A 23,158-nucleotide genomic window follows, 5' to 3' on the forward strand; every position below is an offset into this window, starting at 1 on the left:
GCTATCTAGCGGTATGGACGAAGACGACTCTCACGAGCACGTTGTCCCCGGGAGTGGAGAGAAACTGAACACGTCGGACGTTCACGGTTACGACTTCCGCGGGGAGTTCGACTTTCACGAAATGCTAGATTCCTATGCGACGACGGGGTTCCAGGCGACGCAGCTCGCGGAGGCCATCGACATCGCCGAACGCATGCAGGAGGTGGACGCCACCGTCTACCTCACGTTCACGTCGAACATCATCTCATCGGGACTGCGCGAGGCCGTCGCATACCTCGTGCGGGAGGGGTACGTGGATGTACTCATCACGACGTCCGGATCGCTGACCGAAGACGTCATCAAGACGGCGAGACCGTTCAAAATGGGGAAGTGGGATGCAGACGAGGCAGCGCTTCGAGAACGAGGAATCAATCGGCTTGGGAATCTCTTCGTCCCCTCCGATCGGTACGTATGGTTAGAGGAGTATCTCTACGACTTCTTCGATGACTTCTTCGCGGAGGAAAAGGTTCGGACGCCGACAGCGTTCGCACGCGAATTAGGAGAGACGCTCGACGACGAGGATTCAGTGTTGAAGCAGGCTGCGGACAACGACGTACCGGTGTACTGCCCGGCGCTGACGGACTCTGAAGTCGGTAACTTCCTGTACTACTACCGACAGGGATACGACTCGGAGGTCGGCATCGAGATACTGGACGACTACGACTCACTCATCGAGGATGGATTGCTAGCGGACACAACGGGCCTCATCGCGGTTGGTGGTGGCGTGCCGAAACACCATGCGATCATGACGAATCTCTTCCGGGGTGGAGCGGATTACGTCGTCTATATTTCGACGGGGATGGAGGGCGACGGGTCGCTGTCAGGAGCGCCGCCGAACGAGGCGGTCTCCTGGGGGAAAATCAAGGAAGAGCAGACTAATTACACACAGGTCGAGGCAGAGGCAACACTCGTTTTCCCGTTGCTTGTGGCGGAAGCATTCAAACAATAATATTCTTACGCTCATCTGTAGCAGTGAATACTTCCTTGTGAGTGGAGTTCGTAGCTGGCCCCAAGATGGTCAGCAGAGAGAGCGTGGACGAGGTCTTTCTGCCTGATAAGGACGATTGTCTGGAGTATCTCCGGGAGCAGCGATGGCCAGAGGAGGTGACGTGTCCGCACTGCGAGAGTGCGGACACGATCAAGAAGGGGACGACGAGAAAGGGCGCTCAACGCTATCGCTGTCACAACTGTGACAGCATTTTCAACGATCTTACCGAGACCATATTTTCCGAGCACAAGCTTTCACTCCCGGAGATGTTCCATATCATCCGAGGGATGGAAGAAGACAAGACAGCAGAGATAACTCAGGAACTTGACCGAACATACAAGACGGTCTTGGACTTCGTCCATGAAGTCCAAGACGCTCTCGACGACGATCCAGAGTTTGATCTCACTGGTGTTTGTGAAGCTGACGAGGTCTACGTCGTGGCTGGTGAGAAGGGTCTTGACCAAGATTAGCCGCGTGATCGTGGGCTCAAAAAAAGGGACGCGGAACCTTCGAGTCAGACAAACCGCCAGTCGTGACACTCGTCCGTCGGAGCGACGGACGAGTTCGGTTCCTCGTTCGTGGGGATCTCGAAGACGTAGACGAAGACATCGTCGAATACGGTGATGAAGACGATCCGGCGATCCTCTGCACGGATCAGTACACCATCTACGACGGAATCGACGAGTACGACGAGATTGATGGCCATCTTGCCATCAATCACGACGAACACTACGTCGTCGGTGATGCTCACACGAACAGCTGTGAGAACCGCCACAGCTTCCTTCGCAACTGGTTGCGAAGGTTCCGAGGCGTCTCAAAACACCACTTACAGGGCTATCTGAACTTCTTCAGTCTCACACTCAACACAGACCGGTGGTTCGAGAAAATCCTAAGTACTGACTTCTACAGATGAGCGTAGAGTCAATATTCCACGACTCTTCCGCTCGATTCTCTGTCCAGATTGACTCAATGTCGTTCCGGAAGCCGACCAAGTGAGTGCCGTCAAAGATCTCCGACAGCTCCTGCTCCGCTTTACTAAGCTGAGACCGGAACGGTTTGTCGGCCATCTACAACAGTCAATTGGACGCCATATAGCAAAGGCGTTGTCCCGAGAGAGCAACTAGAATGAATCACCGGAGAGAGCCCGGTATAGACCTGAACGAATTAGTTGCCTTCTTATTGATCATCCGTTGGTTCCTCCCAGGGAATATCTCGCTTGTGCACTACAGCGAGCTTTGCATCGTCGTCATCTTCCATTGCACTAAGACCGCGCTGGACGAGAGTATGAACATGGCCAGCGGACTCTGGAAACGAAAATTGGTCTCTTTCTGCATCGGCCCGGGCCTCTAAATAGTGGAGATACAGGCGGAACGTCGTATCTGCCCCGATCGGCCACCAAATCGTCCCGATCTGACCATCCACCTGCGAATCCCAATGATTCAATAGTTCACGGACATCGCCAACGAGCTCCTCGCCGGATGTACGAAGTCGAAGGGAGCTTCCTCTGTCACGCTCCATATCCTCGATTGCATCCCGAAGAAATGGCTCGGACTCCAAAGCAGTTGGTGAGGATTGATCAGCTTCCAGCAGTTGTTCTAACGCCATAATTTCTTCACGTCGAGCGGCTACGGTGTAGGCGACATTGTACTTCTCATCGGGGAATATCTCGTGTTGGTCTGGCTGTTGGGTCTCTGGGACGGTGTCCCCAGTTGATGAACTAAATAGGGTTTCAAACAGGCCCATACAGTTCGTCCGAAAGCCACCGATAAGTACTTCGTGCTAAGAAGAACGTGAGATGATTCAGGTTGGTAGTGTGCCGAGACTCGGGCAGGTCCTCGTCCCTGAATTCTCGGGGCCTCTTCCCACCGACCGAACTCAGATTGCTGATATTCCGGACAGTAGGACGGTAGACTGGTCGAATCAAGTTCTATCACTCCAATAAACGTCAGATAATTTTTGATTTGTAGGTTCCTACCTTCCGAACCTGTGCTTCGCAAATCGACGATTCGATATAGCGATATATGATTTATCCCCTATTCTGACTATAGGCGCCGTTTTCGATTGGAGTTGTGGAGACTCACGTAGTCTCCACAAGCACCAGAATTATTAGGAAAGCAACTGAATAGCTGAGACGAGTGAATATGGGGGGCTTAGATTGACCATCTCGGGCAGTTCGGGCGATGTCCGCTGGAGCCTACTGGAGTACGACGAACTCGCCGACGCCTACCAGGAACACGTCGAGCCGGAATTCCGTGCAGACGGCCACGACCCAACGGCGGAAAAACCGACGCACGCGTGGCTGCGAGAGAACGGCTTCCGCACGCTTCTCTACACGCTCCGGGAACATCACGACACCACCTTTGGCACGTTCTGGAGCGAGAAGCTCGGCTACAGCGAGAACGAAGCCGCCGAGGGCTACGAGTGGGCTGTCGACGACGAGGCGACTGTCGAGGCGCTCGAGTCCTTCCTCGATTCGCGGCGGAATCGAGGCGACCTCTCCGAGTCGTCGATTAAGGCGCTCCGGGGCCGGCTGAATCGATATGTGCGCGCGTACTACGCTGCGACGGGGGAGGACGCGGTACTTCGACGCGTGGACCCTGGGGGAGACGTCCCCGCGCACAGGGCGACTGACGCCGCTTGGGCAGCTATCGACCGCCTCGATGCCGACGACGACCTCGCCGACCGGACTGTCGCCCGCATCCACGAAGCGGCCTCGCACTGGTACGACTATCTCCTTCGCCGGCAGCGGGCGAGCGTGAACCCCGTCACCGGCGTCGGCGAGGAGTACAACTGGGACCGCCAGACCGACGGCGACCCGGTCGCGCTCGACGCTACGCACGTGCGTGCGCTCACCAACGCGACAGAGACGGTGGCAGAGCGCCTGCTCGTAATCGCACTCTGCGGCTGGGGGCTCCGATCCGGCGAGGTCGCAGGCCTCCACGCCTCGCAGTTCGCACTCGACGCCGACCCGCCCTTCGTCGCCTTCGACGAACGGAAGAACGGCCCCGGCGAGGTCTCCCTCCTCTATGGCGTCGATGTCTTGGAGGACCGCCTCACCGAACTGAGCGAGCGTGAGGAGTGGAACGGCCACCTCTTCCCGTCCTCACAGTCCTCGAGTGGCCACATCGCAAACCAAACTGTCCGTAATCGGTTCGCCGACCTCGTCACCCGCACCGGCCTGCCTTCGGAGATCGGCGGCGAGCCCCCGGTCCCCCAGATGGGGCGTCGGTTCTGGTACTCGGCGTACTCCGAGGCCGTCGAGGACGTCGCGGAGAGTATCGAGGAGATCGCCGCCGAGCAGGGCTCGAGTGACTCGACAGTCGTCCTCGAAAACTATCTCTCCGACGAACGCGCCCGCCAACTCCGTCGCGAGCATATGCGTGAGCAACTCAGGGAAGCCTTCGACTGATGCTGTCTCGCAGGGCAGCCGGCGCAATCGCGCTGGTGGTGTTCGCACTCGCTGGCTGTGCGGGTACGACGACACCGTCGCCATCGTCGAGGTCATCGAAGTGAGCGTGGGATGTCGCTAGTCGGTGGAGGGACAGAGGGACTCCATTTCGGCGACGAATTGGCGGGTCCGTGCAAGGAGGGAGTCGTCGGCTCGAAGCCGCGGTCGTAGCCTGTGCGGCGTGAAAGTAGGCGTAGTACAGGCGGTTGATGACGACCGCGTCGGAGAGGTTCGCGTTCCGTGCGCCCTCGGCGTCCGAGAGCGCTTAGCGTGCTTGGCGGAGTTGGTCCTCGACTGCGGCCGCCCCGGGCGCGTCGTCGTCAGGCATACGCACGCCCCTCGTCGACGACGGTCCGAACGAACGGGTTCCCCTCCTCACGATAGCGCTCGAACGTCGACTCGGAGAGAATGTGGAGCTCGACGAGCGGGCCGTACTCGAGCATTACGTCGTACGCGATATCTCGGAGGGAGTCGGCGACGGCGTCGTGATTCACATCGTCGCGTAGAACGACGAGGACGTCGACGTCACTCGACCGGCCGCTCGCCTCGCCACGAACAGTCGACCCGAAGACGTACAGCTCGGCGAGGTCGTCGCCGTAGCCGGACCGCGCACGCTCGACGAACGCCGACGCTGCCTCCTCGTGGACGCCGTCCGGGAGCGCTTCGTCCGCGGTCATACTGCTCATACGCCTGACTACACGCTCCGTCGTCATTATCTTTCCCCGACCGGCCGTTGATTACAGAGAAGACGGGTTGCTTGGTAGTCTGATAATTCTAAGTACGGTTCTGGGTAGGTAGAGCGATTCGGGCTATTTTCTTAGTGCTTGTAGTGTGGTATTGTCGGGGACAGACAAGTATATAATACGATAATTGGCCGGAACACCCAGAAAAAGCCCTCTTGATGGGACCAGAAAGGAAAGGGCCTCAGTTAGCGGGTTGTGCCTCCGTAGATGGTGTCCCGCCTGAAAGATTGGGGATAGACAGATCGGCGCGGCGGAGCAGCTGTGCGTTGATCGCGACAATTACTGTACTCAGCGACATCAAGAGCGCACCCACGGCGGGGGACAGCAGAATACCGAGCGGAGCCAATACGCCTGCTGCAAGCGGAATGGCGAAGACGTTGTAGCCGGCCGCCCAGATGATGTTCTCTTGCATCTTCCGGTAGCTCGCCTTGCTGAGCTTCACCAGCCGTACCACGTCCATCGGGTTGTTCTGGACGAGGATAACGTCGGCCGATTGGACGGCGACGTCAGTGCCGCTCCCGATTGCGATGCCGACATCGGCACGCGTCAGCGCCGGCGCGTCGTTCACGCCGTCGCCGACCATCCCCACGAGCTTGCCCTGGTCTTGGAGCTCCTGAACTTTCTTGTCCTTGTCTTCGGGGAGGACCTCCGCGAATACCGTATCGATACCTAGCTCGTCAGCAACCGCATTAGCGACATCCTGAGAGTCGCCGGTCAGCATCGCCACCTCGACACCGAGTTCGTGGAGGGCGTCGACGACGCGGAAACTCTCCTTGCGGATCACGTCGGCCATCGCGAACGCGGCGATCAACTCTCCCTCACGAACGAGATACACCACGGTCTGGGCGTTCTCACCGGCCTCGTCAGCGAACCGCTGGAGATGGTCGGGGATCTCGCTATCGAGTTGGGTCAACAGATTCGGCCCGCCAACGTACACTTCGTTTCCGTCAACGCTCGCTCGGACGCCTCGACCTTTGATTGCCTCGAAGTCGCCCGCGTCAGGTGTACTGAGACCATGCTCATCGGCGGCCTCGCGGATGGCCCGCGCGATCATGTGCTCGGAGTCGCTTTCGACGGCCGCCGCTAGGGCGAGCGCGTCGTCCTCGTCGACGCCGTCGACGGTCGCCATGTCGACAACGCCGTGTTCGCCTTCGGTGAGCGTCCCCGTCTTGTCGAAGATGATTGCGTCCAGATTCCTCGACTCTTCCATTGCGATGCGGTCGCGAACGAGCATCCCGTTGCGAGCCGCGAGTGACGTGTTGATGGCGACGACCAGCGGGATGGCGAGCCCAAGGGCGTGCGGGCAGGCGATGACGAGCACCGTGACGACGCGCTCGATGACCGTCGTGTCGAACGAGATCGCGAGCGTCCACGCGATTGCGGTCACGACTGCGGAACCGAGCGCGACGTAGAACAGCCAGCCGGCCGCGCGGTCGGCCAACACTTGCGTCTTGGACTTGCTCTGCTGGGCCTCCTCAACGAGGCGCATGATGCCGGCGAGCGTCGTCTCTTCGCCCGTTGCAGCGACGCGGACGCGGAGACTGCCGTCGCCGTTGATCGTCCCGCCGATAACCTCGTCACCGGGCTCCTTCGAAACCGGTTTCGACTCACCGGTGATCATCGACTCCTCGACGTCCGACTCTCCTTCCTCAACGACACCGTCCGCAGGGACACTTGCACCCGGCCGGACGAGCACGAGGTCACCCTCGGAGAGGTCACTGACGGGGACTTCCTCGGTCTCTCCCTCGTCAGTGATGCGCTCGGCGGTGTCGGGCATCAGCTTCGCCAGTTCGTCGACGGCGCTCGAGGCACGGCGGACCGACCGCATCTCGATCCAGTGCCCCAAGAGCATGATGTCGATCAGCGTGACGAGCTCCCAGAAGAACGCCGACTGTGTGGGGAAAACTACGCTTGCGAGGCTGTAGACGAACGCGACGGTGATCGCCATCGAGATCAACGTCATCATCCCCGGCGACCGGTCTTTCAGCTCCGGGAGTGCCATCTGGAGGAATGGAACGCCACCGTACGCGAAGACGATGACCGCGAAGACAGGGTTGATCCACTCGCTCCCCGGGAATACAGGGACGGAGAAGCCGAGCCACCCCTGCAGCATTTCGCTGTACAGGAGAACGGGAATCGACAGGAGCGTCGAAACGAAGAAACGCCGCCGGAACATCTGCTCGTGGCCTTCGTGCATCCCGCCATGGCCCTCACCGTGTCCTTCGTGGGAACCGTGGCCGTGCCCGTCGCCCTCGTGTCCGGCGTGTTCGTGCTGCTCGTGGGACGCCATCTCACCTGCCGCAGCAGGGTGAGCTTCCTCCTCTAGTAGCTCCTGTTCTACCCCTTCCTCGTCAGATTCCGCGACCGCTTCATCGTGCTCACCGTGTTCGTGCTGGTGACTGGTGGTGTCCGGCTGGTCCTCTCCTCCCGGGGAATTCTCAGTTGTATCTTTGTGGTCGTCCATGAGTCATGTTCTCTATTGAGGTGGTTCCGCCGGCTTCTTGAATCTTCGGCCCTGAGACCGTACAGCAGGACCAGCGTAGACGAGCTCCGAAGACAACAGTTAGTCGTCGTCTCGAAGCGACTTGTGCTATCCGCAGCGCACGATACTCAGGCGTGAGCGGTGTATCCCGCGTCTTCGACGGCCGCCACGAGGGCCGTGACCTCTGCCTCACCGTCGACACTTGCCTGTTCACTCTCCCTGTCGACGGTCACGGAAGTCACGCCAGTGACCTCTTCAAGGGCCTCTTCGACCGTCTGCTCACAGTGACCGCACGACATTCCTTCCACGGTGATGGTCGTCGTCATACAGAGGTACATACGGCTCCCTCTCTTTAGCGGATTTCCCCTTCGATTATACTGGTCTCTTGGGGGTCAAACTTTAGATTCCAAGTGATACGTGCAGCCGAAACGAACCAAATTTCAGATTCAGCAACTGACGATGCGGGAAGACTCAGGTACCGTTGTGGCGCTCCAGATACGTCTTCGCCGCTAAAAAGACGTATAGTGCGCCGATAGCCCGAATACCCGAGCGGAATCGCTCGTTCCATTCGACCGACTCCGGACGCTCGTACAGGAACGCGGTGGCAAATCTTCGATACAGATCGGGAAACAGGAAGACGATAGCGCCGAACACACCGGTAAGATTCATCAGCCACGCGTATGCTCGCCCATTGAGGAGGGAAATCGCAGCTATCAGAACGCCCTCAGACCGGATAGCTGGGCGGACCCACCCTCTCACTGTTCCCCCGCTTCGATTCGCAATCGCAAGTTTCTCGAAGAGACTGACGATTTTGTCCGGGAACAGCGCTGAGAGAGCGCCAAGGACACCCACGAGTGTTCGAATCATACGATACTGTACGACCGGTACGGACATAATTCCCGCTGCGACCCTACACTGGTGAGAATAAGGGGAATCCGAACAATAGCGACTTCGAATGAGGAACAACGCCCAGAGGCCGCTTCTCGAATGAACGTCCCGAATCCTCAGGGGTTCGGGGCATACAGGGCGTAGAGAATCGACAGCATCCCGGCGGCGGTGACGAGTGCTGCGACGAATCCTGCTTCGAAAATCGACACTTGGAGGAGTTCGAAGAGCACGCCCTCGAGGAGGCCGCCGAGCCCGACCAGCGCGAAGCCAGCCGCGACGTACAGGAGTAACTGCGTGTGATGCCGTTGGTATCCGCGATAGGCCTGGTAGGCGATCACCAGCGCCAGGGCGGTCGTGAACAGCTTGCCGATGACGAATAACGTGTGTTCCATGAGTCAGTCTCCCCGCATTTCCTCGAAGATGGACGTAATCCGGTCGGCGGGGTCCGGCCGAACATCGATCTGCACGTCGAAGCCCTCTGCTTGGAGGAGTACTTCGACACGCTCGAGTCGCGCCTCGTACTCGCTGTAGTGCCGTCCGCCGGGGTCGACGTGCGTGTACTCCTCGAGGAGGCCCTGCTCGACGAGGCGGGTGACACGCCGCGAGACGGTCGGGCGTGACATATCGCATTCCTCGCTGAGCTCCTTCGCGGAGAGTCGGTCGGTCTTCGTCGCCACGAGGATGTTGCGGGCGTACTCGTCGTCGAGTGTGGCGAAGATGTCCGACGGGTCGGCCTCCTCAGTCACACGTCCGTACTCGCTACAGGAGGGTAATATAGCCCGCCGGTTTTCTGACTCAGAACGCCGGCTCGCTATTATATCGTCTCTACCCGCCTACTGATAGTTGAAGGTGCAATAATTATGTCCACACTCGACTCCGGCATGAACCAGCTTGAGAGCAGAGTCGGCGGCCTGACCGTCGGCGGGAAAGTCCACAGCCTCAGCGCGTGGTTCGTGCTGGCGCTCCGTCTCATGATGGGCTACGCGTTCGCGTACTCCGGCTTCACGAAGATCACCGGCGAGTTCGCGGCCGGCGGCTACCTCTCGAACGTTGCGGCGACGAACGGCAACCCGCTGGCGGGCCTGTTCGCGTGGATGGGTTCGACGCCGTGGTTTGTCGAGTTCGCGAACGTCGCCGTGCCGTACGGCGAGCTGTTCATCGGCCTCGGCCTCCTCGTCGGCGCGTTCGTCCGCCTCGCGGCGTTCTTCGGCGCGCTGATGATGCTCATGTTCTACTTCGGCAACTGGGACATGGGTCACGGGTTCATCAACGGGGACTTCGCGTACATGCTCGTGTTCCTCGCGGTCGCCGCGTTCGCCGCGGGCCGCATCCTGGGCCTCGACCAGTACATCGAGAACTACGACGTCGGCGGCGAGACGCTCGTCGAGCGCTACCCCGCCCTCGAATACATCCTCGGCTAACCACGCCGAGACCGTTGGGAGTACAACAATGCAAAATCCAATTCAAGCACGCGGGATTCGTTCTCTGGGATTCATCGTCGTTGGGGCACTGACTCTGGCCGTCGTCGCCGGAATGGCGCTAACGCACGCGACCGTCCCAGAATCAATGATGTGGAGCTGGCACGACGGCATGTGGAACAGCGGCCACATGGCCGGCTGGGGTGGCTGGGGCTGGGGGATGATACTGTTCGGGCTCCTGTGGATGGCACTTCTGATCGCCCTCCCAGTCTACGCCGTTTACTGGCTGACAACGCGGTCCCCTACGGACGGCCATACTGATGACAGCGCACTCGCTGTTCTCCAAGAACGGTACGCTCGTGGCGAAATCGACGACGAGGAGTTTGATCACCGTCGCGCCCGCCTGGTGTCCGACGACGATCGTTTCTGACCGCGTTGGTGTTACTGTCTGAGGAGGCGTCTGAGGACGTAGTGGAGGATTCCGCCGTGTTCGATATAGGTTACGGCGGCCGGCGTGCCGACCTGTGCTGTGACCGGGAACTCGACAGTCGACCCGTCCGCACGCTCGGCGATAACGGTCAGTTCGTCCATCACGTCGAGCCCGTCATCGAGGCCGTGGATCGTGAAGACCTCCGACCCATCCAGACCGAGAGATTCCCACGAGTCGCCATCATCGAACTGCAGGGGAAGCACACCCATGCCGACGAGGTTGTCGCGGTAGATGCGCTCGTAACTCTCGGCGATGGTTGCGCGGACACCGAGCAGGTCCGTTCCTTTCGCCGCCCAGTCCCGGCTAGACCCAGTTCCGAACTCCTCGCCAGCCATCACGACGAGCGGTATCCCCTCGTCCCGATAGCGGCGACTGGCTTCGAACACCGTGGTTTGTTCGTCGGTCGGGTGGTGGATCGTGTAGCCACCCTCGACGTCGTCGAGCATCTCGTTCTCGATTCGGACGTTGGCGAACGTCCCCCGCATCATCACCTCGTGATTGCCCCGACGTGCGCCGTAGGTGTTGAACTCGTGTGGCTCGACACCGTGATCGAGCAGCCACTGACCTGCGGGGAGGTCGGGACCGAACGGGCCGGCTGGACTGATGTGGTCGGTCGTAACGGTATCGCCGAGCGTCAGTAGACAGCGTGCGTCCTCGATATCGGCGACGCCGGGTTTCTCTACCGGGAAGTCCTTGAAGAACGGCGGTTCACGGATGTATGTCGAGTCCTCATCCCACTCGTAGACGTCACCCGTGGGCGCGTCGAGAGCAGCCCATCGCTCATCGCCCTCGAACACGGAGGCGTACTTCTCCTCGAACATCTCCGGAGAGACGTTCTCGTGGATTGCGGCCTGCACGTCCGCTGCGTCCGGCCAGATGTCCGCCAGATAGACTGGGTTACCCTCATCGTCAGTGCCCAGCGGCTCGTGTTCGAGATCGATGTCCATCCGCCCTGCGAGCCCGTAGGCGACGACGAGCGGCGGGCTCGCGAGGTAGTTCGCGCGGATCTTCGGGTGGATACGCGCCTCGAAGTTCCGGTTCCCGGAGAGAACGCTCGTCGTCCAGAGGTCGTGGTCGTCGATTGCCTGCTCGATGGGATCGGGAAGCGGCCCAGCGTTACCGATACAGGTGGTACAGCCGTAGCCGACGACGGCGTACCCGAGCTCTTCGAGATACGGAAGCAGCCCCGATTCTTCGAGATACTGCGTGACGACACGGCTACCCGGTGCGAGACTCGTCTTGACGTACGGCGGGACGTCTAGGCCTTTCTCGACGGCGTTCTGGGCGAGCAGTCCAGCAGCGATCATCACCGACGGGTTCGACGTGTTCGTACAGCTCGTGATGGCGCTGACGAGGACGTCTCCGTGTCCGATTTCGACCGTCTCACCGTCGAGGTCGACCTCGACACGTTTGGTTAACGGGTGCAGTTCCGATTCGGGTTCGACCTGAACGCCACCGTCGGTCTCCGCATCAGCTGCACCACCCTCACCGAGCCACCGCTGCAAGGCGTCCTCGTCGACATCATCGAGGTCGTCCTCGAACTCCCCGTGGAGAAGTCCCCGGAAGCTCTGTTTCACGTCCCCCATCGGAATCCGGTCCTGTGGCCGCTTGTGTCCGGCCAGACTCGGTTCGACTGTCGAGAGGTCGAACTCGACGACCTCAGTATATTCTGGTTCCTGTTCCCCGAACAGCCCTTGGGCTTCGAGGTACTCGCGAACGAGGTCGACGTGGTCGGGATCACGCCCGGTGAGTTCGAGATACTCGAGCGTCTGCTCGTCGACCGGGAACATACTGATCGTCGAGCCCTGTTCGGGCGCCATATTGGCGATCGTGGCCCGGTCGGGGACTGTGAGATTCTCCACACCGGGACCGAAGAACTCCACGAACCGGTCGACGACGCCGACCTCGCGGAGTCGTTCGGTGATGTGGAGCACGAGATCCGTAGCCGTCGCGCCCTCGGGTAATTCGCCTTCGAGACGGACGCCGACGACCTCGGGGAGTTTCATCGTGACCGGTTGACCGAGCATCGCCGCTTCCGCTTCGATGCCGCCGACGCCCCAACCGACCACACCGATGCCACCGATCATCGGGGTGTGGCTGTCCGTGCCGACGAGCGTGTCCGGCAGGAGCCAGTTCTCGCCGTCTTGCTCGCGGGCGTGGACGACCCGACCCAGATGTTCGAGATTCACCTGGTGGACGATACCGGTCCCCGGCGGGACGACGTTGAAGTTCTCGAAGGCGTTCTGCGCCCACTTGATCGCGCGATACCGTTCGGCGTTTCGCTCGTACTCCAGTTCGACGTTCTTCTCGTAGGCGTCCTCGGAGTCGAAGTAGTCGACCTGGACGCTGTGGTCGATCACGAGATCAATAGGAATCTCCGGTTCGACCAGGGTGGGATCTCGGTCTTTGCGGTCGACCTCGGATCGAAGGGCCGCCAGGTCGACGACTGCGGGTACACCGGTGAGATCTTGCAGGACGACTCGTGATGGAGAGAACGGAACCTCTGCGTCCGGTACGTCTGGCTTCCAGCCAGCAGCATTCTTGACATCCGCTGCAGTAACAGTTTCGCCGTCGGCGTTCCGGAGCACCGACTCAAGCAGAATACGGATGCTCACAGGGAGCGTGTCGAGGTCACAGAGCCCCTGCTCTTCGAGTGCTCGAAGATCGGCCATCTTGTACGTCGTCCCGTCGACGTCGAGCTCGCGGACGGCATCGAACGGAAGTGTATCAGTCATAGTATCTACACCTGGGATTGGCAGTCGTATCAATCCCTCTCCGAATCCGATTCGACGAGAATCGGGATTTGTTACGCAGAGGCATCGTATCCAGCGTCTTCGACCACAGTCACAAGCTCATCCCGTTCAGCGGACCCCTCGACCGTCGCGGATTCTGAGTCACGATCCGCAGTAGCGGACGTAACCCCCTCAACTTCTTCGAGTGCCTCTTCGACGGTCTGCTCGCAATGTTCACAGGTCATTCCTTCGACGGTGATTGTCTGAGTCATATCCATTCGTAGATAGGGGCGAGTATTCTATGTGGTTTTCTGCTTAGAATCCAATGTTGTCGCAGCCCTAGATCACCGATTTCGAAGGTGTGTTGTGGGCAACAATAATGTATCCTGCGAGACGAAGCGGTCGTATGCGCAATTTGGATGAAACCGACTTAGAAATCCTCTCGTTACTCGCTGATGACGCCCGCCGCCCGTTCAGCGATATTGGCGAGGAGGTCGACTTGTCGGGGCCAGCCGTTTCTGACCGGGTAAAGCGATTACAGGAAGCTGGCATCATTAACAACTTCACGATTGACGTCAACCGGGCTCATCTCCGAGCTGGTGTACCGGTATTTATTCAGGCCGAAATCGGCTCAGCGTCGTTGGAGGCCGCCCGCGAGCGGGCTCGAGAGTCAGATGGCGTTGAACACGTCTTCACGACCTCCGAAGGAGATCTTTGGTTCTATGCCCGTGTTGAAGCCCAGAACGTACGTCAGTGGGTAGATGGACTCTTTAACGAGATCGATGTAGCAGATTACACCGTCACACTAATTGACGAGCTTGAATGGACGCCGTCCGTTGATGGCGTCGAATTTGCACTCACCTGTGCTGAATGTAACAATACCGTTGATAATCAAGGTGAAACGACGAGAATCGACGGAGAGATCTATCACTTCTGTTGTCCGTCCTGTCTCACACGGTTCGACGATCGGTATCAGCGACTCGAAGAGGGAGCGTAACGCTGTCTTTGGAATCCAAATTTTCCTGCAGTCGAAACCCCGCCTCTCGAAGCAGTAAATCGCCTAAACCTAGACCCCGTATAGTAGAACAAGCATGACAAGCCAAACAATCCATCTTGATATCACGGGAATGTCCTGCGCCAACTGTTCGGCGACGATCCAGGACACTCTCGAATCGCTCGACGGGGTATCGGAGGCGGATGCGAACTTCGCCACCGACGAGGGTTCCGTCACCTACGACCCTGAAGAGGTATCGCTCAAAGAAATCTACGACGCGATCGACGAGGCCGGGTACGGCGCAGTCTCTGAGACGGTAACGATTGCCATCTCCGATATGACCTGTGCCAACTGCGCCGAGACCAACCAAACCGCTCTTGAAAATATTCCGGGCGTCGTTAATGCGGAGGTCAATTACGCAACCGACGAAGCACAGGTCACCTACAATCCTGCGGAAGTATCTATTGGTGCGCTGTACGATGCTATCGAGGAGGCTGGCTACTCGCCCGTCCGCGAAGATGGTGCCGACGAAGAGTCGGGCCAGGACGCACGAGATGCCGCCCGTCAAGCCGAAACTCGGAAACAACTCAGGTTGACCCTCTTTGGGGCAGTGTTATCGGCACCGTTGCTCTTCTTCCTCATCGACAATTATCTGCTCGGTGGCGCGATCGTCCCTGAAGCCGTCTTCGGTGTGGAACTTGGCTGGGTTGAGTTCCTCCTCGCCACGCCGGTACAGGCGATCCTCGGCTGGCCGTTCTATAAGAACTCGTACAAGGCGATCGTGAAGAACGGCCGCGCCAATATGGACGTGCTGATTGCGATCGGTTCAACAACGGCCTATCTATACTCTGTGGCAGTCCTTGCTGAACTCATTGCAGGTGGACTTTATTTCGACACGGCAGCCCTCATCCTCGTGTTCATCACGTTGGGTAACTATCTCGAAGCTCGGTCGAAGGGCCAAGCGGGTGAGGCCCTCCGAAAGCTCCTCGAAATGGAAGCCGAAACGGCGACCATTGTCCGCGAGGACGGCAGTGAAGAAGAAGTTCCACTCGAAGAGGTCACAACTGGTGACCGGATGAAAATTCGTCCAGGTGAGAAGATTCCCACAGACGGTGTCGTTGTCGACGGTCAGTCTGCCGTCGACGAGTCAATGGTCACTGGCGAATCTGTGCCTGTCGAGAAAGAGGAGGGCGATGAGGTCGTCGGCTCGACGATTAACGAGAACGGCGTCCTTGTCGTGGAGGCGACGAAGGTTGGAGAAGACACGGCCCTCCAACAGATCGTCCAGACAGTCAAGGAGGCCCAGTCGCGCCAGCCCGACATCCAGAATCTCGCCGACCGCATCTCCGCGTACTTCGTGCCTGCGGTCATCGCGAACGCCCTTCTCTGGGGTGTCGTCTGGTTCCTGTTCCCCGAGGCTCTCGCTGGCTTCGTCGACTGGCTCCCGCTGTGGGGTCAGGTTGCTGGCGGCCCGGCCCCGGTCGGTGGGACCGTTTCAGTCTTCGAGTTCGCGATAATTGTCTTCGCGTCCTCGATCCTCATCGCCTGTCCCTGTGCGCTGGGGCTGGCGACGCCCGCAGCGACGATGGTCGGGACGACGATTGGTGCCCAGAACGGCGTCCTGTTCAAGGGCGGTGACATCCTCGAACGCGCAAAAGACGTCGACACGGTCGTCTTCGACAAGACGGGCACCCTCACGGAGGGTGAAATGGAACTCACCGACGTGGTCGTCTTTGATAGCGATGGAAATGTGGTGACTGACGGTGGCGAGCCGACCCCAGATGGTGGACAGCTCAGCACCCGTGAGCGCCTCTCAGAGGATGATGTGCTTCGACTGGCGGCGATAGCTGAAAGCGGCAGCGAACACCCGCTCGCCCGTGCAATCGTCGAAGGGGCCGAAGAACGCGGCCTGGACGTGACTGAGCCTGACGACTTCGAGAACGTTCCGGGCCACGGGATCAAAGCAGTCATTGGTGACAGCGAGGTGCTGGTCGGCAACCGCAAGCTGCTGCGGGACAACGGGATCGACCCCTCTCCCGCTGAGGAGACGATGGAACGCCTCGAGAACGAGGGGAAGACGGCGATGCTGGTCGCCTACGAGGGGGAGCTCGTGGGTGTGGTCGCCGACGCCGACACAGTGAAGGAAAGCTCCAAGCAGGCTGTCACAGCACTCCAAGAGCGGGGAGTTGACGTGATGATGATTACGGGCGACAACGAGCGAACTGCCCGTGCGGTCGCTAAACAGGTGGGTATCGACCCGAAGAACGTCCGCGCAGGAGTCCTTCCTGAGGACAAGTCCAACGCGGTCGACAGTATTCAAGACGAGGGCCGGCAGGCGATGATGGTCGGTGACGGCGTCAACGACGCTCCGGCACTCGCGGTCGCACACGTCGGGACAGCAATCGGCTCCGGCACCGACGTCGCCATCGAAGCTGCAGACGTCACGCTGATGCGAGACGACCCGCTCGACGTGGTAAAGGCGATCCGAATCTCAGACGCGACACTCCAGAAGATCAAACAGAACCTCGTGTGGGCGCTCGGTTACAACACGGCGATGATTCCGTTAGCGTCGCTCGGCCTCCTCCAGCCCGTGCTCGCTGCAGCAGCAATGGCGTTCTCGTCGGTGTCGGTGCTGACGAACAGTCTCCTGTTCCGGCGGTACACCCCCGATCACGACTACAAGCTCTTCGGATTTCTTCGCTAACCGTCACCTCTAGATCAATGTCGAATATTTCCCGGCACACGGTTCGAAGGTACCTCGTCGAGACAGCCAGTAGCGAACCGACATACCTCCGGGCTCGCGAGATTGCCAGCGACCTCGACGGATCTCCCAAGGCAGTCGCGCAGTATCTCAGCCAGCTCCAGGACGAACTCACAATCGTTTCACTCGAACAGTGGGGGCGCTCGAAAAGCACGACGTGGCGATTGGAGGTGAACGGGTCGTGAGTACTGTCACCCGCCGCGTCGAGACTGTCCTTCCGGAGACCGGCTCACGCGAGTGGTGGGCGCTGTACCTGCTGGCCCCGCTCGTCCTCCTCGGTGGGGGCATCCTCGTGTTTCCGACGTTGGTCTACGACCGGTTCATCTGGCAGTATCTCTGGGGACCAGTCGTCGCCGATGCGGCCGGTCAGCCAGTCACGCACGAGGGGGTTCGTGCTGTCCAGGGCTACAACGCGGTGAACACGGTAATCTACCTCGCGGCAGTCGTATACAGCCTCCCCGGACTACGTGCGTATCTCGACCAACTCGACGTCACGTTCGACGCACGACTGGCCTACGGGTTCGCTCCGATCATCATCGCAGGTGGGGCGATGCGCGCCCTCGAGGATCTCGGGCTGCTCGGGGACTACGCGGTGTGGTTCATCACGCCATCGATTTACATCGTCGTCACCGCTGTCACCATCCTCGCGCTCGGTGTCGGTGCACTCTTGCGTGACCAAAATATCGGATCTATCCCGCTAACAGTCGGGCTCGTCGGGTCGGTGTGGGCTGTCGGGGCCGTCTGGTGGGCTGTTTGGCACGGCCTCTCGACATCGACCCCACTCCGCCTATGGGTTCCTGTCGCGACGACGGGGATAGCGCTCGGCGTAACCGCACTCTACTACTGGGGCGCGAGTTTCGTCAATATCACACACCTTCGACACCCGCTAATTCTGCTGGCCGTTTTCGGCCAGTTGTGGGACGCTGCGCAGAATCTCATCGGTGTGACGTTCCTCGGCTACTCCCCAAAGCTGGTCGTGACGAATCTCGTGTACCAGGCGACTGGATTCTCCGGATCGACGTTCGTGCTGAAACTCGTCGTGACTGTCGGCATCGTGTGGTATCTCGCCGATGCGAAAGAGGAGATGAATCACACGTGGTGGTGGCTTATGACGTTCTTCATCGGAGCGATCGGACTCCCGATGGGCGTTCGTGGGTCACTTCGGATGCTGTTGGGAGCTTAACGATGGCCTCAAAGATTGGCAAAAACCGATGACACGAACGTCCAAAATTGCGGTAATAGGTGGAGGGATGGCCGGGCTTGCAGCAGCTGCTGGATTCGACGACGCTGGATTCGTCGTCGAACTATATGAGCGGCAGTCCTACGATAGCAAACGCGTTAATTGCGGAGAAGCGATGACAGCGGTATCGAAGATCCCACTCGAGCCGACTGTAGAGAACGGCTTTCTCAATCCGCTGCCAGCGATGGAAGTGGAGGTGTATGACGGAATCGACGCCGATCGCCACCGCACTGGAGCCGGCACCTTTCCTGCTGCGGATACATATATAACGGACCGAAATGTCGTTGAGCAGTCCTGGGCAGAACAACTCTCAGAGAAGGGTGTTGACATCCACGAAAACCAGTCTATCACACGGACAGATTTCCACGAGTTCACCGATGAGTATGATCTCGTCGTTGATGCAACCGGTCAGCCATCACTCTCTAGTAAAGCGCTCGGAACAACCAACGAGTATTCAGGATATATGGTAGCGCTTAACAGTGATGTCGAAGGGGACTTCACCGAGTTGTACCCGAACAGCCGGATAATTCTGGAGAACTATACAGGGTACTCGTGGGCATTCCCGAAGACATCGCAACGAGCCAACGTTGGTATCGGCTGGACGGTCAGTGACCGGCCTAGTGATTATATGAAGGCATTGAGGGAAGCCTGTAAGCGGAATGGGTGGCCAGTCCCGTCGCAGGAACGGACGAACGTCGCAATCATTCCCGAGGGACCAAGCCTTGATCCCGACAGAACCTATCTACCGGAGCATTCCGTCGTACGGGTGGGTGATGCTGCAGGTATCGCAAACCGACTCACCGGAAAGGGGATCTCACAGGCCGTTGAATCGGGATTCTTGGCCGCAGAGTTGGCTAACAGCGGCCAATTACACAATTTTCCTGACAGTTTATATCAGAGGATGAAAACGGAGTACATTTTCGCCACAGTTGTGAGATACTTTCTTGAAACTCGTAATCCCAAGGTTCTGGGAGCAGCAATTCGTGCCGCTGCCGGGATCGATATTGAAGACGTTGACCGGTCTCCGAGTACAGTTCTACTGCGTCTCCTCCGCCACCCTGTTTTGTTTGCCCGTATTTTCTCGAGACGACGAGTTTTAAACCGTGTCTATGGAGGAATGACTAACCAATGGGAGTTGATTAATTGACATCCGCTCGAGTTAAATTCTCAGAATCTGTTAGCTACTGGGAGGATCGGTAAGTACAGAGGATTAAATCAGCAAATGGAGTCCCTCAAGCGAATTTTCCGAGATCCAGAATTCGGTGGGCTCGGCTTCATCAGTGTTCCCGCTTACACGCCCCAGCACACAATCAGTCCGTAGAGGGTGACCGAATTCCTTCTTGAGAATCATCCAACTCACCTCGGATATCCGCGTTCCTGAAATGAGCCCCGACTCTTAGAAATCACGAACACCATCAATCTTTTTTACTACATCTGACAAAATCAGCCGTGAGGTGAAGTATGCCATGTCAACTCAATCCATCCGTACGAATTTTCTCGGAACCGAGACGTCGTTCTCGGTCTCGGGAGCCTGGTTGTCGTATTGGATCCTGCTGCTCCGGCTGACCGCCGGGTGGTGGATGCTCCACGCTGGCCTTGACAAAATCTGGGCGTGGCCCTTCGACGCCAGCTGGTTCGTCGGCGGAGCCGCTCAGGGCACGATTCTCGCCCCCTTCGTCACGCCGTTCAGCGACGGCATCCTGTTGGCGTTCGTCAACGTGGCGGTACCGCTTGGGCAAACCGCCATCGGTCTCGGGCTGATACTCGGTGTCCTCACGAGGACCGCCGCCTTCTTTGGTGCCTTCATGATGCTGTTCTTCTACTTCATCAACGGCTACGGTGGCGGCTGGGCCAACGGTATGGTCACGGGTGAACTCCTTGGGATCATGGTCTTCGGAACCATTGTGGCACTTGGAGCGGGCGGCGTCCTGGCAGTCGATAACCGCCTGCGTGAGATGGAACTGTTCGAGAACACGCGATTACGGAAACTCCTCGGGTGACTACCAATGAGTGACTTATCAACGGCAGACCAAATCGCCATGTACGTCGGCGGTGGCCTGGTTGTCTTGGGCGTCGTCGTGATCGGCCTGCTCGACATGCTACTGGGAGCCGGGCACCCAGTCGATAGCGAGGGAGCAATCGAACACGCTGCAGTGGTCCCCATCGACATTAGGGCGGGCATCATCCTGCTCGGCTTGGTGATTTGGGGACTCGTCGCCGTTTACAAGTTTGCCGCAGGGTCGGCACCGTCGGGATCGACTACGGGCCAAACCCCATCCGGCATGGACGACTAGTTCAACAACTCAGTCCGTGGAGCCATTTGCCAGTTAACTTTTCGCGTTGCTCGCACTAACGTCCATCTGATGCACCTAAACGTGAAGACAAACACGATTTTTAGGAGTAGCCCTGTCGTTTCTTGGTTTTCCTTCTGGTCAGTACGCGCGCTTTATTCAGCAGAACGAACTTAACACTCTTTGGTTTGGTAGAAGAAACGGGGATTAATACACAATTAGAATTTCCGAATTTAAGACTGAAATTAGTATATTACAAATAATATTTCAATATAGCCTTGACTTCCGATTCTGGTTTGTCTTTCGAAGAAAGGTGTACGGGTGTTTTTTCAATTCAGCTGTCCTTCGGTTAATCGTTAGAACGGGGTAATCTGCTTCCTCGATCACTTGAGCTGCGACGCTTCCCTGTAATAGCCGACGAATGCCAGTCAATCCTCGTGTCCCCATTGTAACAAGGTCGATGTCAGTCACCTCAGTGTATTTGAGAATCTCCTGCTGAGGTTGACCAAAGCTCAACGTAGTTCGGACAGGAACGTCCAAGGTCGCTGCCTTCTCCGTAATGTCCTCCAAGAGCCGAGTTCCCCGCTGTTCCCAAGAGTCAGTGACCTCTTCCCACGTGAATCCAGGCCGACTCGAATAGGACTGTTCGGAAATGATAAAAAGTCCATGTAGGGTTGCATCATACCGTTTAGCAATTTGTAGCCCATGTTTGAAGGCCACAGATGCCTCGTCGTATCCATCCGTAGGCACGAGAATATCTGTGAACTGACTAGTAGATAACTCTCCTACCGGATCAGAGGGATCCATATCAGGTATCGTCAAGACAGGAAGAGAGATATTTTGAATGATGTGGCTGGAGACGTCTCTCCGGAGAATTCGTGCTAATCTAGTCTGTGTAGGTTTCTGGTGGACAAGCAAATCGATATCATTCTCCTCAGCGTATTCCCGAATAACACCTGGAGAGTGCCCACTATCCACTGCTGGTATCACATTGAGTCCGAGCGAGTGGGCCTGATCCACCACGGGTTCAATTACCGCTGCTGCGTCCCATTCCTCTTGTTTAGTGACTTGATCGGATTCCACCTCCGTGCGTTCCTCATCTTGAATATATAACACGTGGAGAGCCGCATCATACGTTTCTGCAAGTGATAGGCCATATTGGACCACTGAGTCCCTTATATCAGCTCCGTAGAGTGGAATGAGGATCTGGTTGTACAGGTTGATGTCCGCACCTTCTCGAACTTCTAGATGGCTGGGGGAGTTCATACATATCTATACGTAACGACGATTTACCGTGCTTTCTGTTAAGAATCGAAACCGGGAGAACAGTCTCTGGGGTGGTGACTTGAGGCTTTTATCGCAAGTAACTCGCTATAGCACGTCTATTTCGAAAAGAGTGGAGACGTCGTTTGGAGTCGCATCAGTTCGACGAGAGCGTATTTCCCACAGTTTCGAGGAGTGAAGTGTCGGAGTCGGTGCGACGAGTCATGCTCTGGGTCATGTTGGGCGCAATTTAAGGCCGATATGCTCGTTGACGGAAAACCGTCACGGCAGCACCCTCGACCGATGAGGGTCGCCACATAGAGACGAATACGGGACTCTGACCTTTGGGGTTTCCTCCTCAGAACTGAAAGTCACCTTCCCCGTCGTGCTTGAATCCGTTCTCAATACACAGGAAAGGTCGACGTACAATTGAATACTTCCGAGCCAAGTGACGAGCATATGGAACGGGCCGTAACTCGTCGCGAACTACTACGGGTCGGTGCGACGACAGTCGCACTCGGAACCGCCGGTTGTTTGGGGTCATCGAGTGGGGATGAGTGGGATATCGAGGGAACGCTAGCGGTGACGAACGCCCAACAATACAGTTCACCAGGCTGTAGCTGTTGTGGAAAATATGCGTCGTACCTGCGGGAACAGCTCGACACGACGCTCGGGGAAACCGAAACCGAGGACGTGACGGATCTCAAGCGCCAACACGGTATTCCATCGGATCTACAGAGCTGTCACACACTCGTCCTCGACGAGTACGTCGTCGAAGGACATGTTCCTGCCGAGGTTATCGCGACGATGCTCGAGGAAGAGCCGGCGATTGACGGCATCGCGTTGCCCGGGATGCCGGCTGGATCGCCGGGGATGGGCGGGACGAAGTCCGACACATTCACCGTCTACAAACTCGGCGGCGGAAAGACAGGTGACGTGTACACCGAAATCTGAACAGAAAACACCTGGTCAAGATACTTTGGGACGGCAGTCGACACCCTAAACAATGATTCGACGACTCCTCCACGATCTCGGATACGTGCTTGCATACGTCCTTTTCCTCGGCGCGAATACGCCAGAATCGGTCGTTACCCGTCTTCGCATCGCCTATCGCCTTGTCGGTGTCCGGATCGTCGAGACGCCACAGGTTGATTCGGTCGAACGGACGATCTTCCTGTGTCCGTACCGAAATCTGGGCACTACGTGGGTTAGGGAGAAGTGGATCTGTCACGACATCCTGGACCGCGTCGACGACGGATACGTGACGTATCTCCGACGGCACAAGGGAATCGACTACCAGCGTCCTCGCGGGTGTGCCGACCTCGCGTACTGCGACGAATCCGAGTACTGCTATTCGGAGGTTTCCGAACTCGAGTAGGTG

General features: G+C 58.1%; 23 protein-coding genes and 1 pseudogene. 14 read left to right on the plus strand and 10 right to left on the minus strand.

Going from position 1 to position 23,158, the window contains the following annotated elements:
• The first annotated feature begins 13 nt into the window (after positions 1-13).
• Together IEY12_RS12470 and IEY12_RS12475 are read left to right on the plus strand one after the other, a co-directional pair.
• Positions 14-988, plus strand: a complete 975-nt coding sequence (locus IEY12_RS12470) for a deoxyhypusine synthase (protein ID WP_188884061.1) — start codon at positions 14-16, stop codon at positions 986-988.
• A gap of 65 nt (positions 989-1,053) precedes the next feature.
• Positions 1,054-1,940: pseudogene (locus IEY12_RS12475) on the plus strand (IS1595 family transposase).
• Positions 1,941-2,203: 263 nt separating this feature from the next.
• Here the strand turns inward: IEY12_RS12475 and IEY12_RS12480 are convergent.
• Complete coding sequence (locus tag IEY12_RS12480; RefSeq protein ID WP_188884062.1) at positions 2,204-2,770, minus strand: hypothetical protein; 567 nt, start codon at positions 2,768-2,770, stop codon at positions 2,204-2,206.
• 412 nt (positions 2,771-3,182) lie between these two features.
• On the opposite strand from IEY12_RS12480, the gene IEY12_RS12485 reads away from it, so the two are divergent.
• Positions 3,183-4,436 carry a hypothetical protein gene (locus IEY12_RS12485; RefSeq protein ID WP_188884063.1) on the plus strand — a complete coding sequence of 418 codons (1,254 nt, stop codon included), beginning with the start codon at positions 3,183-3,185 and terminating at the stop codon, positions 4,434-4,436.
• 359 nt (positions 4,437-4,795) lie between these two features.
• Here IEY12_RS12485 and IEY12_RS12490 read toward each other — a convergent pair whose 3' ends face one another.
• The 6 genes from IEY12_RS12490 to IEY12_RS15995 form a co-directional block, all read right to left on the minus strand.
• On the minus strand, positions 4,796-5,161 hold the full coding sequence (locus tag IEY12_RS12490) for a nucleotidyltransferase domain-containing protein (protein ID WP_229871294.1): 366 nt from the start codon (positions 5,159-5,161) through the stop codon (positions 4,796-4,798).
• Positions 5,162-5,399: 238 nt separating this feature from the next.
• Positions 5,400-7,682 (minus strand): copper-translocating P-type ATPase, encoded by a 2,283-nt coding sequence (locus IEY12_RS12495; RefSeq protein WP_188884065.1) that lies wholly within the window; start codon positions 7,680-7,682, stop codon positions 5,400-5,402.
• 146 nt (positions 7,683-7,828) lie between these two features.
• Complete coding sequence (locus IEY12_RS12500; RefSeq protein WP_006183483.1) at positions 7,829-8,026, minus strand: heavy-metal-associated domain-containing protein; 198 nt, start codon at positions 8,024-8,026, stop codon at positions 7,829-7,831.
• A gap of 145 nt (positions 8,027-8,171) precedes the next feature.
• On the minus strand, positions 8,172-8,567 hold the full coding sequence (locus tag IEY12_RS12505) for a hypothetical protein (RefSeq protein ID WP_059059115.1): 396 nt from the start codon (positions 8,565-8,567) through the stop codon (positions 8,172-8,174).
• A gap of 137 nt (positions 8,568-8,704) precedes the next feature.
• Positions 8,705-8,980 (minus strand): DUF7521 family protein, encoded by a 276-nt coding sequence (locus tag IEY12_RS12510; protein WP_004515576.1) that lies wholly within the window; start codon positions 8,978-8,980, stop codon positions 8,705-8,707.
• 3 nt (positions 8,981-8,983) lie between these two features.
• On the minus strand, positions 8,984-9,334 hold the full coding sequence (locus tag IEY12_RS15995) for an ArsR/SmtB family transcription factor (RefSeq protein WP_049938495.1): 351 nt from the start codon (positions 9,332-9,334) through the stop codon (positions 8,984-8,986).
• A 114-nt stretch (positions 9,335-9,448) separates the two neighbouring features.
• Here IEY12_RS15995 and IEY12_RS12520 point away from each other — a divergent pair, with 114 nt between their 5' ends.
• Positions 9,449-10,009 carry a DoxX family protein gene (locus IEY12_RS12520; RefSeq protein ID WP_011222420.1) on the plus strand — a complete coding sequence of 187 codons (561 nt, stop codon included), beginning with the start codon at positions 9,449-9,451 and terminating at the stop codon, positions 10,007-10,009.
• Between the two features lie 28 nt (positions 10,010-10,037).
• The gene (locus IEY12_RS12525; protein WP_089649904.1) at positions 10,038-10,436 is read left to right on the plus strand and encodes an SHOCT domain-containing protein; all 399 of its coding nucleotides are present in this window, start codon (positions 10,038-10,040) and stop codon (positions 10,434-10,436) included.
• Between the two features lie 11 nt (positions 10,437-10,447).
• On the opposite strand, the gene acnA is transcribed toward IEY12_RS12525, so the two are convergent.
• Entirely contained in the window at positions 10,448-13,231 is a 2,784-nt protein-coding gene (gene acnA, locus IEY12_RS12530; protein ID WP_011222418.1) for an aconitate hydratase AcnA, read from the minus strand.
• Between the two features lie 71 nt (positions 13,232-13,302).
• Positions 13,303-13,500 carry a heavy-metal-associated domain-containing protein gene (locus IEY12_RS12535; protein WP_049938510.1) on the minus strand — a complete coding sequence of 66 codons (198 nt, stop codon included), beginning with the start codon at positions 13,498-13,500 and terminating at the stop codon, positions 13,303-13,305.
• A 134-nt stretch (positions 13,501-13,634) separates the two neighbouring features.
• Between IEY12_RS12535 and IEY12_RS12540 the strand changes: the two genes are divergently transcribed.
• From IEY12_RS12540 to IEY12_RS12565, 7 genes are all read left to right on the plus strand, one after another.
• Positions 13,635-14,225: an AsnC family transcriptional regulator gene (locus IEY12_RS12540; protein WP_049986206.1), complete on the plus strand. Its 591-nt coding sequence runs from the start codon at positions 13,635-13,637 to the stop codon at positions 14,223-14,225.
• A gap of 94 nt (positions 14,226-14,319) precedes the next feature.
• Positions 14,320-16,926, plus strand: coding sequence for a heavy metal translocating P-type ATPase (locus IEY12_RS12545; RefSeq protein WP_004594598.1), 2,607 nt, complete (start codon positions 14,320-14,322; stop codon positions 16,924-16,926).
• A gap of 17 nt (positions 16,927-16,943) precedes the next feature.
• Positions 16,944-17,168 (plus strand): DUF7123 family protein, encoded by a 225-nt coding sequence (locus IEY12_RS16000; RefSeq protein WP_004594599.1) that lies wholly within the window; start codon positions 16,944-16,946, stop codon positions 17,166-17,168.
• Positions 17,165-18,166, plus strand: a complete 1,002-nt coding sequence (locus IEY12_RS12550; protein ID WP_004594600.1) for a DUF63 family protein — start codon at positions 17,165-17,167, stop codon at positions 18,164-18,166. Before IEY12_RS16000 ends, IEY12_RS12550 begins: the two co-directional genes overlap by 4 nt.
• Positions 18,167-18,194: 28 nt before the next feature.
• Positions 18,195-19,370 carry an NAD(P)/FAD-dependent oxidoreductase gene (locus IEY12_RS12555; RefSeq protein WP_011222414.1) on the plus strand — a complete coding sequence of 392 codons (1,176 nt, stop codon included), beginning with the start codon at positions 18,195-18,197 and terminating at the stop codon, positions 19,368-19,370.
• 307 nt (positions 19,371-19,677) lie between these two features.
• Complete coding sequence (locus IEY12_RS12560) at positions 19,678-20,223, plus strand: DoxX family protein (protein WP_229772977.1); 546 nt, start codon at positions 19,678-19,680, stop codon at positions 20,221-20,223.
• Between the two features lie 6 nt (positions 20,224-20,229).
• Entirely contained in the window at positions 20,230-20,517 is a 288-nt protein-coding gene (locus IEY12_RS12565) for a hypothetical protein (RefSeq protein ID WP_004594603.1), read from the plus strand.
• Between the two features lie 264 nt (positions 20,518-20,781).
• On the opposite strand, the gene IEY12_RS12570 is transcribed toward IEY12_RS12565, so the two are convergent.
• A complete protein-coding gene (locus tag IEY12_RS12570; protein ID WP_004594604.1) occupies positions 20,782-21,780 on the minus strand; it encodes a universal stress protein in 999 nt (332 codons plus the stop codon).
• A 579-nt stretch (positions 21,781-22,359) separates the two neighbouring features.
• Here IEY12_RS12570 and IEY12_RS12575 point away from each other — a divergent pair.
• Positions 22,360-22,731 carry a DUF411 domain-containing protein gene (locus IEY12_RS12575; protein WP_229772983.1) on the plus strand — a complete coding sequence of 124 codons (372 nt, stop codon included), beginning with the start codon at positions 22,360-22,362 and terminating at the stop codon, positions 22,729-22,731.
• Positions 22,732-22,783: 52 nt separating this feature from the next.
• The gene (locus tag IEY12_RS12580) at positions 22,784-23,155 is read left to right on the plus strand and encodes a hypothetical protein (RefSeq protein ID WP_004594606.1); all 372 of its coding nucleotides are present in this window, start codon (positions 22,784-22,786) and stop codon (positions 23,153-23,155) included.
• The last annotated feature ends 3 nt before the right edge of the window (positions 23,156-23,158 follow it).

This window comes from Halarchaeum grantii (genome assembly GCF_014647455.2).
GTDB lineage: Archaea > Halobacteriota > Halobacteria > Halobacteriales > Halobacteriaceae > Halarchaeum > Halarchaeum grantii.

What these genes read in the sequence shown, in the direction of transcription:
- IEY12_RS12520 (WP_011222420.1), top strand. Translation starts at nt 9,449, where the DNA reads ATGTCCACACTCGACTCCGGCATGAACCAGCTTGAGAGCAGAGTCGGC.
- IEY12_RS12495 (WP_188884065.1), bottom strand. Translation starts at nt 7,682, where the DNA reads ATGGACGACCACAAAGATACAACTGAGAATTCCCCGGGAGGAGAGGAC.
- IEY12_RS16000 (WP_004594599.1), top strand. Translation starts at nt 16,944, where the DNA reads ATGTCGAATATTTCCCGGCACACGGTTCGAAGGTACCTCGTCGAGACA.
- IEY12_RS12535 (WP_049938510.1), bottom strand. Translation starts at nt 13,500, where the DNA reads ATGACTCAGACAATCACCGTCGAAGGAATGACCTGTGAACATTGCGAG.
- acnA (WP_011222418.1), bottom strand. Translation starts at nt 13,231, where the DNA reads ATGACTGATACACTTCCGTTCGATGCCGTCCGCGAGCTCGACGTCGAC.
- IEY12_RS12500 (WP_006183483.1), bottom strand. Translation starts at nt 8,026, where the DNA reads ATGACGACGACCATCACCGTGGAAGGAATGTCGTGCGGTCACTGTGAG.
- IEY12_RS12545 (WP_004594598.1), top strand. Translation starts at nt 14,320, where the DNA reads ATGACAAGCCAAACAATCCATCTTGATATCACGGGAATGTCCTGCGCC.
- IEY12_RS12525 (WP_089649904.1), top strand. Translation starts at nt 10,038, where the DNA reads ATGCAAAATCCAATTCAAGCACGCGGGATTCGTTCTCTGGGATTCATC.
- IEY12_RS12470 (WP_188884061.1), top strand. Translation starts at nt 14, where the DNA reads ATGGACGAAGACGACTCTCACGAGCACGTTGTCCCCGGGAGTGGAGAG.
- IEY12_RS12570 (WP_004594604.1), bottom strand. Translation starts at nt 21,780, where the DNA reads ATGAACTCCCCCAGCCATCTAGAAGTTCGAGAAGGTGCGGACATCAAC.
- IEY12_RS12555 (WP_011222414.1), top strand. Translation starts at nt 18,195, where the DNA reads ATGACACGAACGTCCAAAATTGCGGTAATAGGTGGAGGGATGGCCGGG.
- IEY12_RS12580 (WP_004594606.1), top strand. Translation starts at nt 22,784, where the DNA reads ATGATTCGACGACTCCTCCACGATCTCGGATACGTGCTTGCATACGTC.
- IEY12_RS12480 (WP_188884062.1), bottom strand. Translation starts at nt 2,770, where the DNA reads ATGGGCCTGTTTGAAACCCTATTTAGTTCATCAACTGGGGACACCGTC.
- IEY12_RS12565 (WP_004594603.1), top strand. Translation starts at nt 20,230, where the DNA reads ATGAGTGACTTATCAACGGCAGACCAAATCGCCATGTACGTCGGCGGT.
- IEY12_RS12540 (WP_049986206.1), top strand. Translation starts at nt 13,635, where the DNA reads ATGCGCAATTTGGATGAAACCGACTTAGAAATCCTCTCGTTACTCGCT.
- IEY12_RS12510 (WP_004515576.1), bottom strand. Translation starts at nt 8,980, where the DNA reads ATGGAACACACGTTATTCGTCATCGGCAAGCTGTTCACGACCGCCCTG.
- IEY12_RS12490 (WP_229871294.1), bottom strand. Translation starts at nt 5,161, where the DNA reads ATGAGCAGTATGACCGCGGACGAAGCGCTCCCGGACGGCGTCCACGAG.
- IEY12_RS12505 (WP_059059115.1), bottom strand. Translation starts at nt 8,567, where the DNA reads ATGATTCGAACACTCGTGGGTGTCCTTGGCGCTCTCTCAGCGCTGTTC.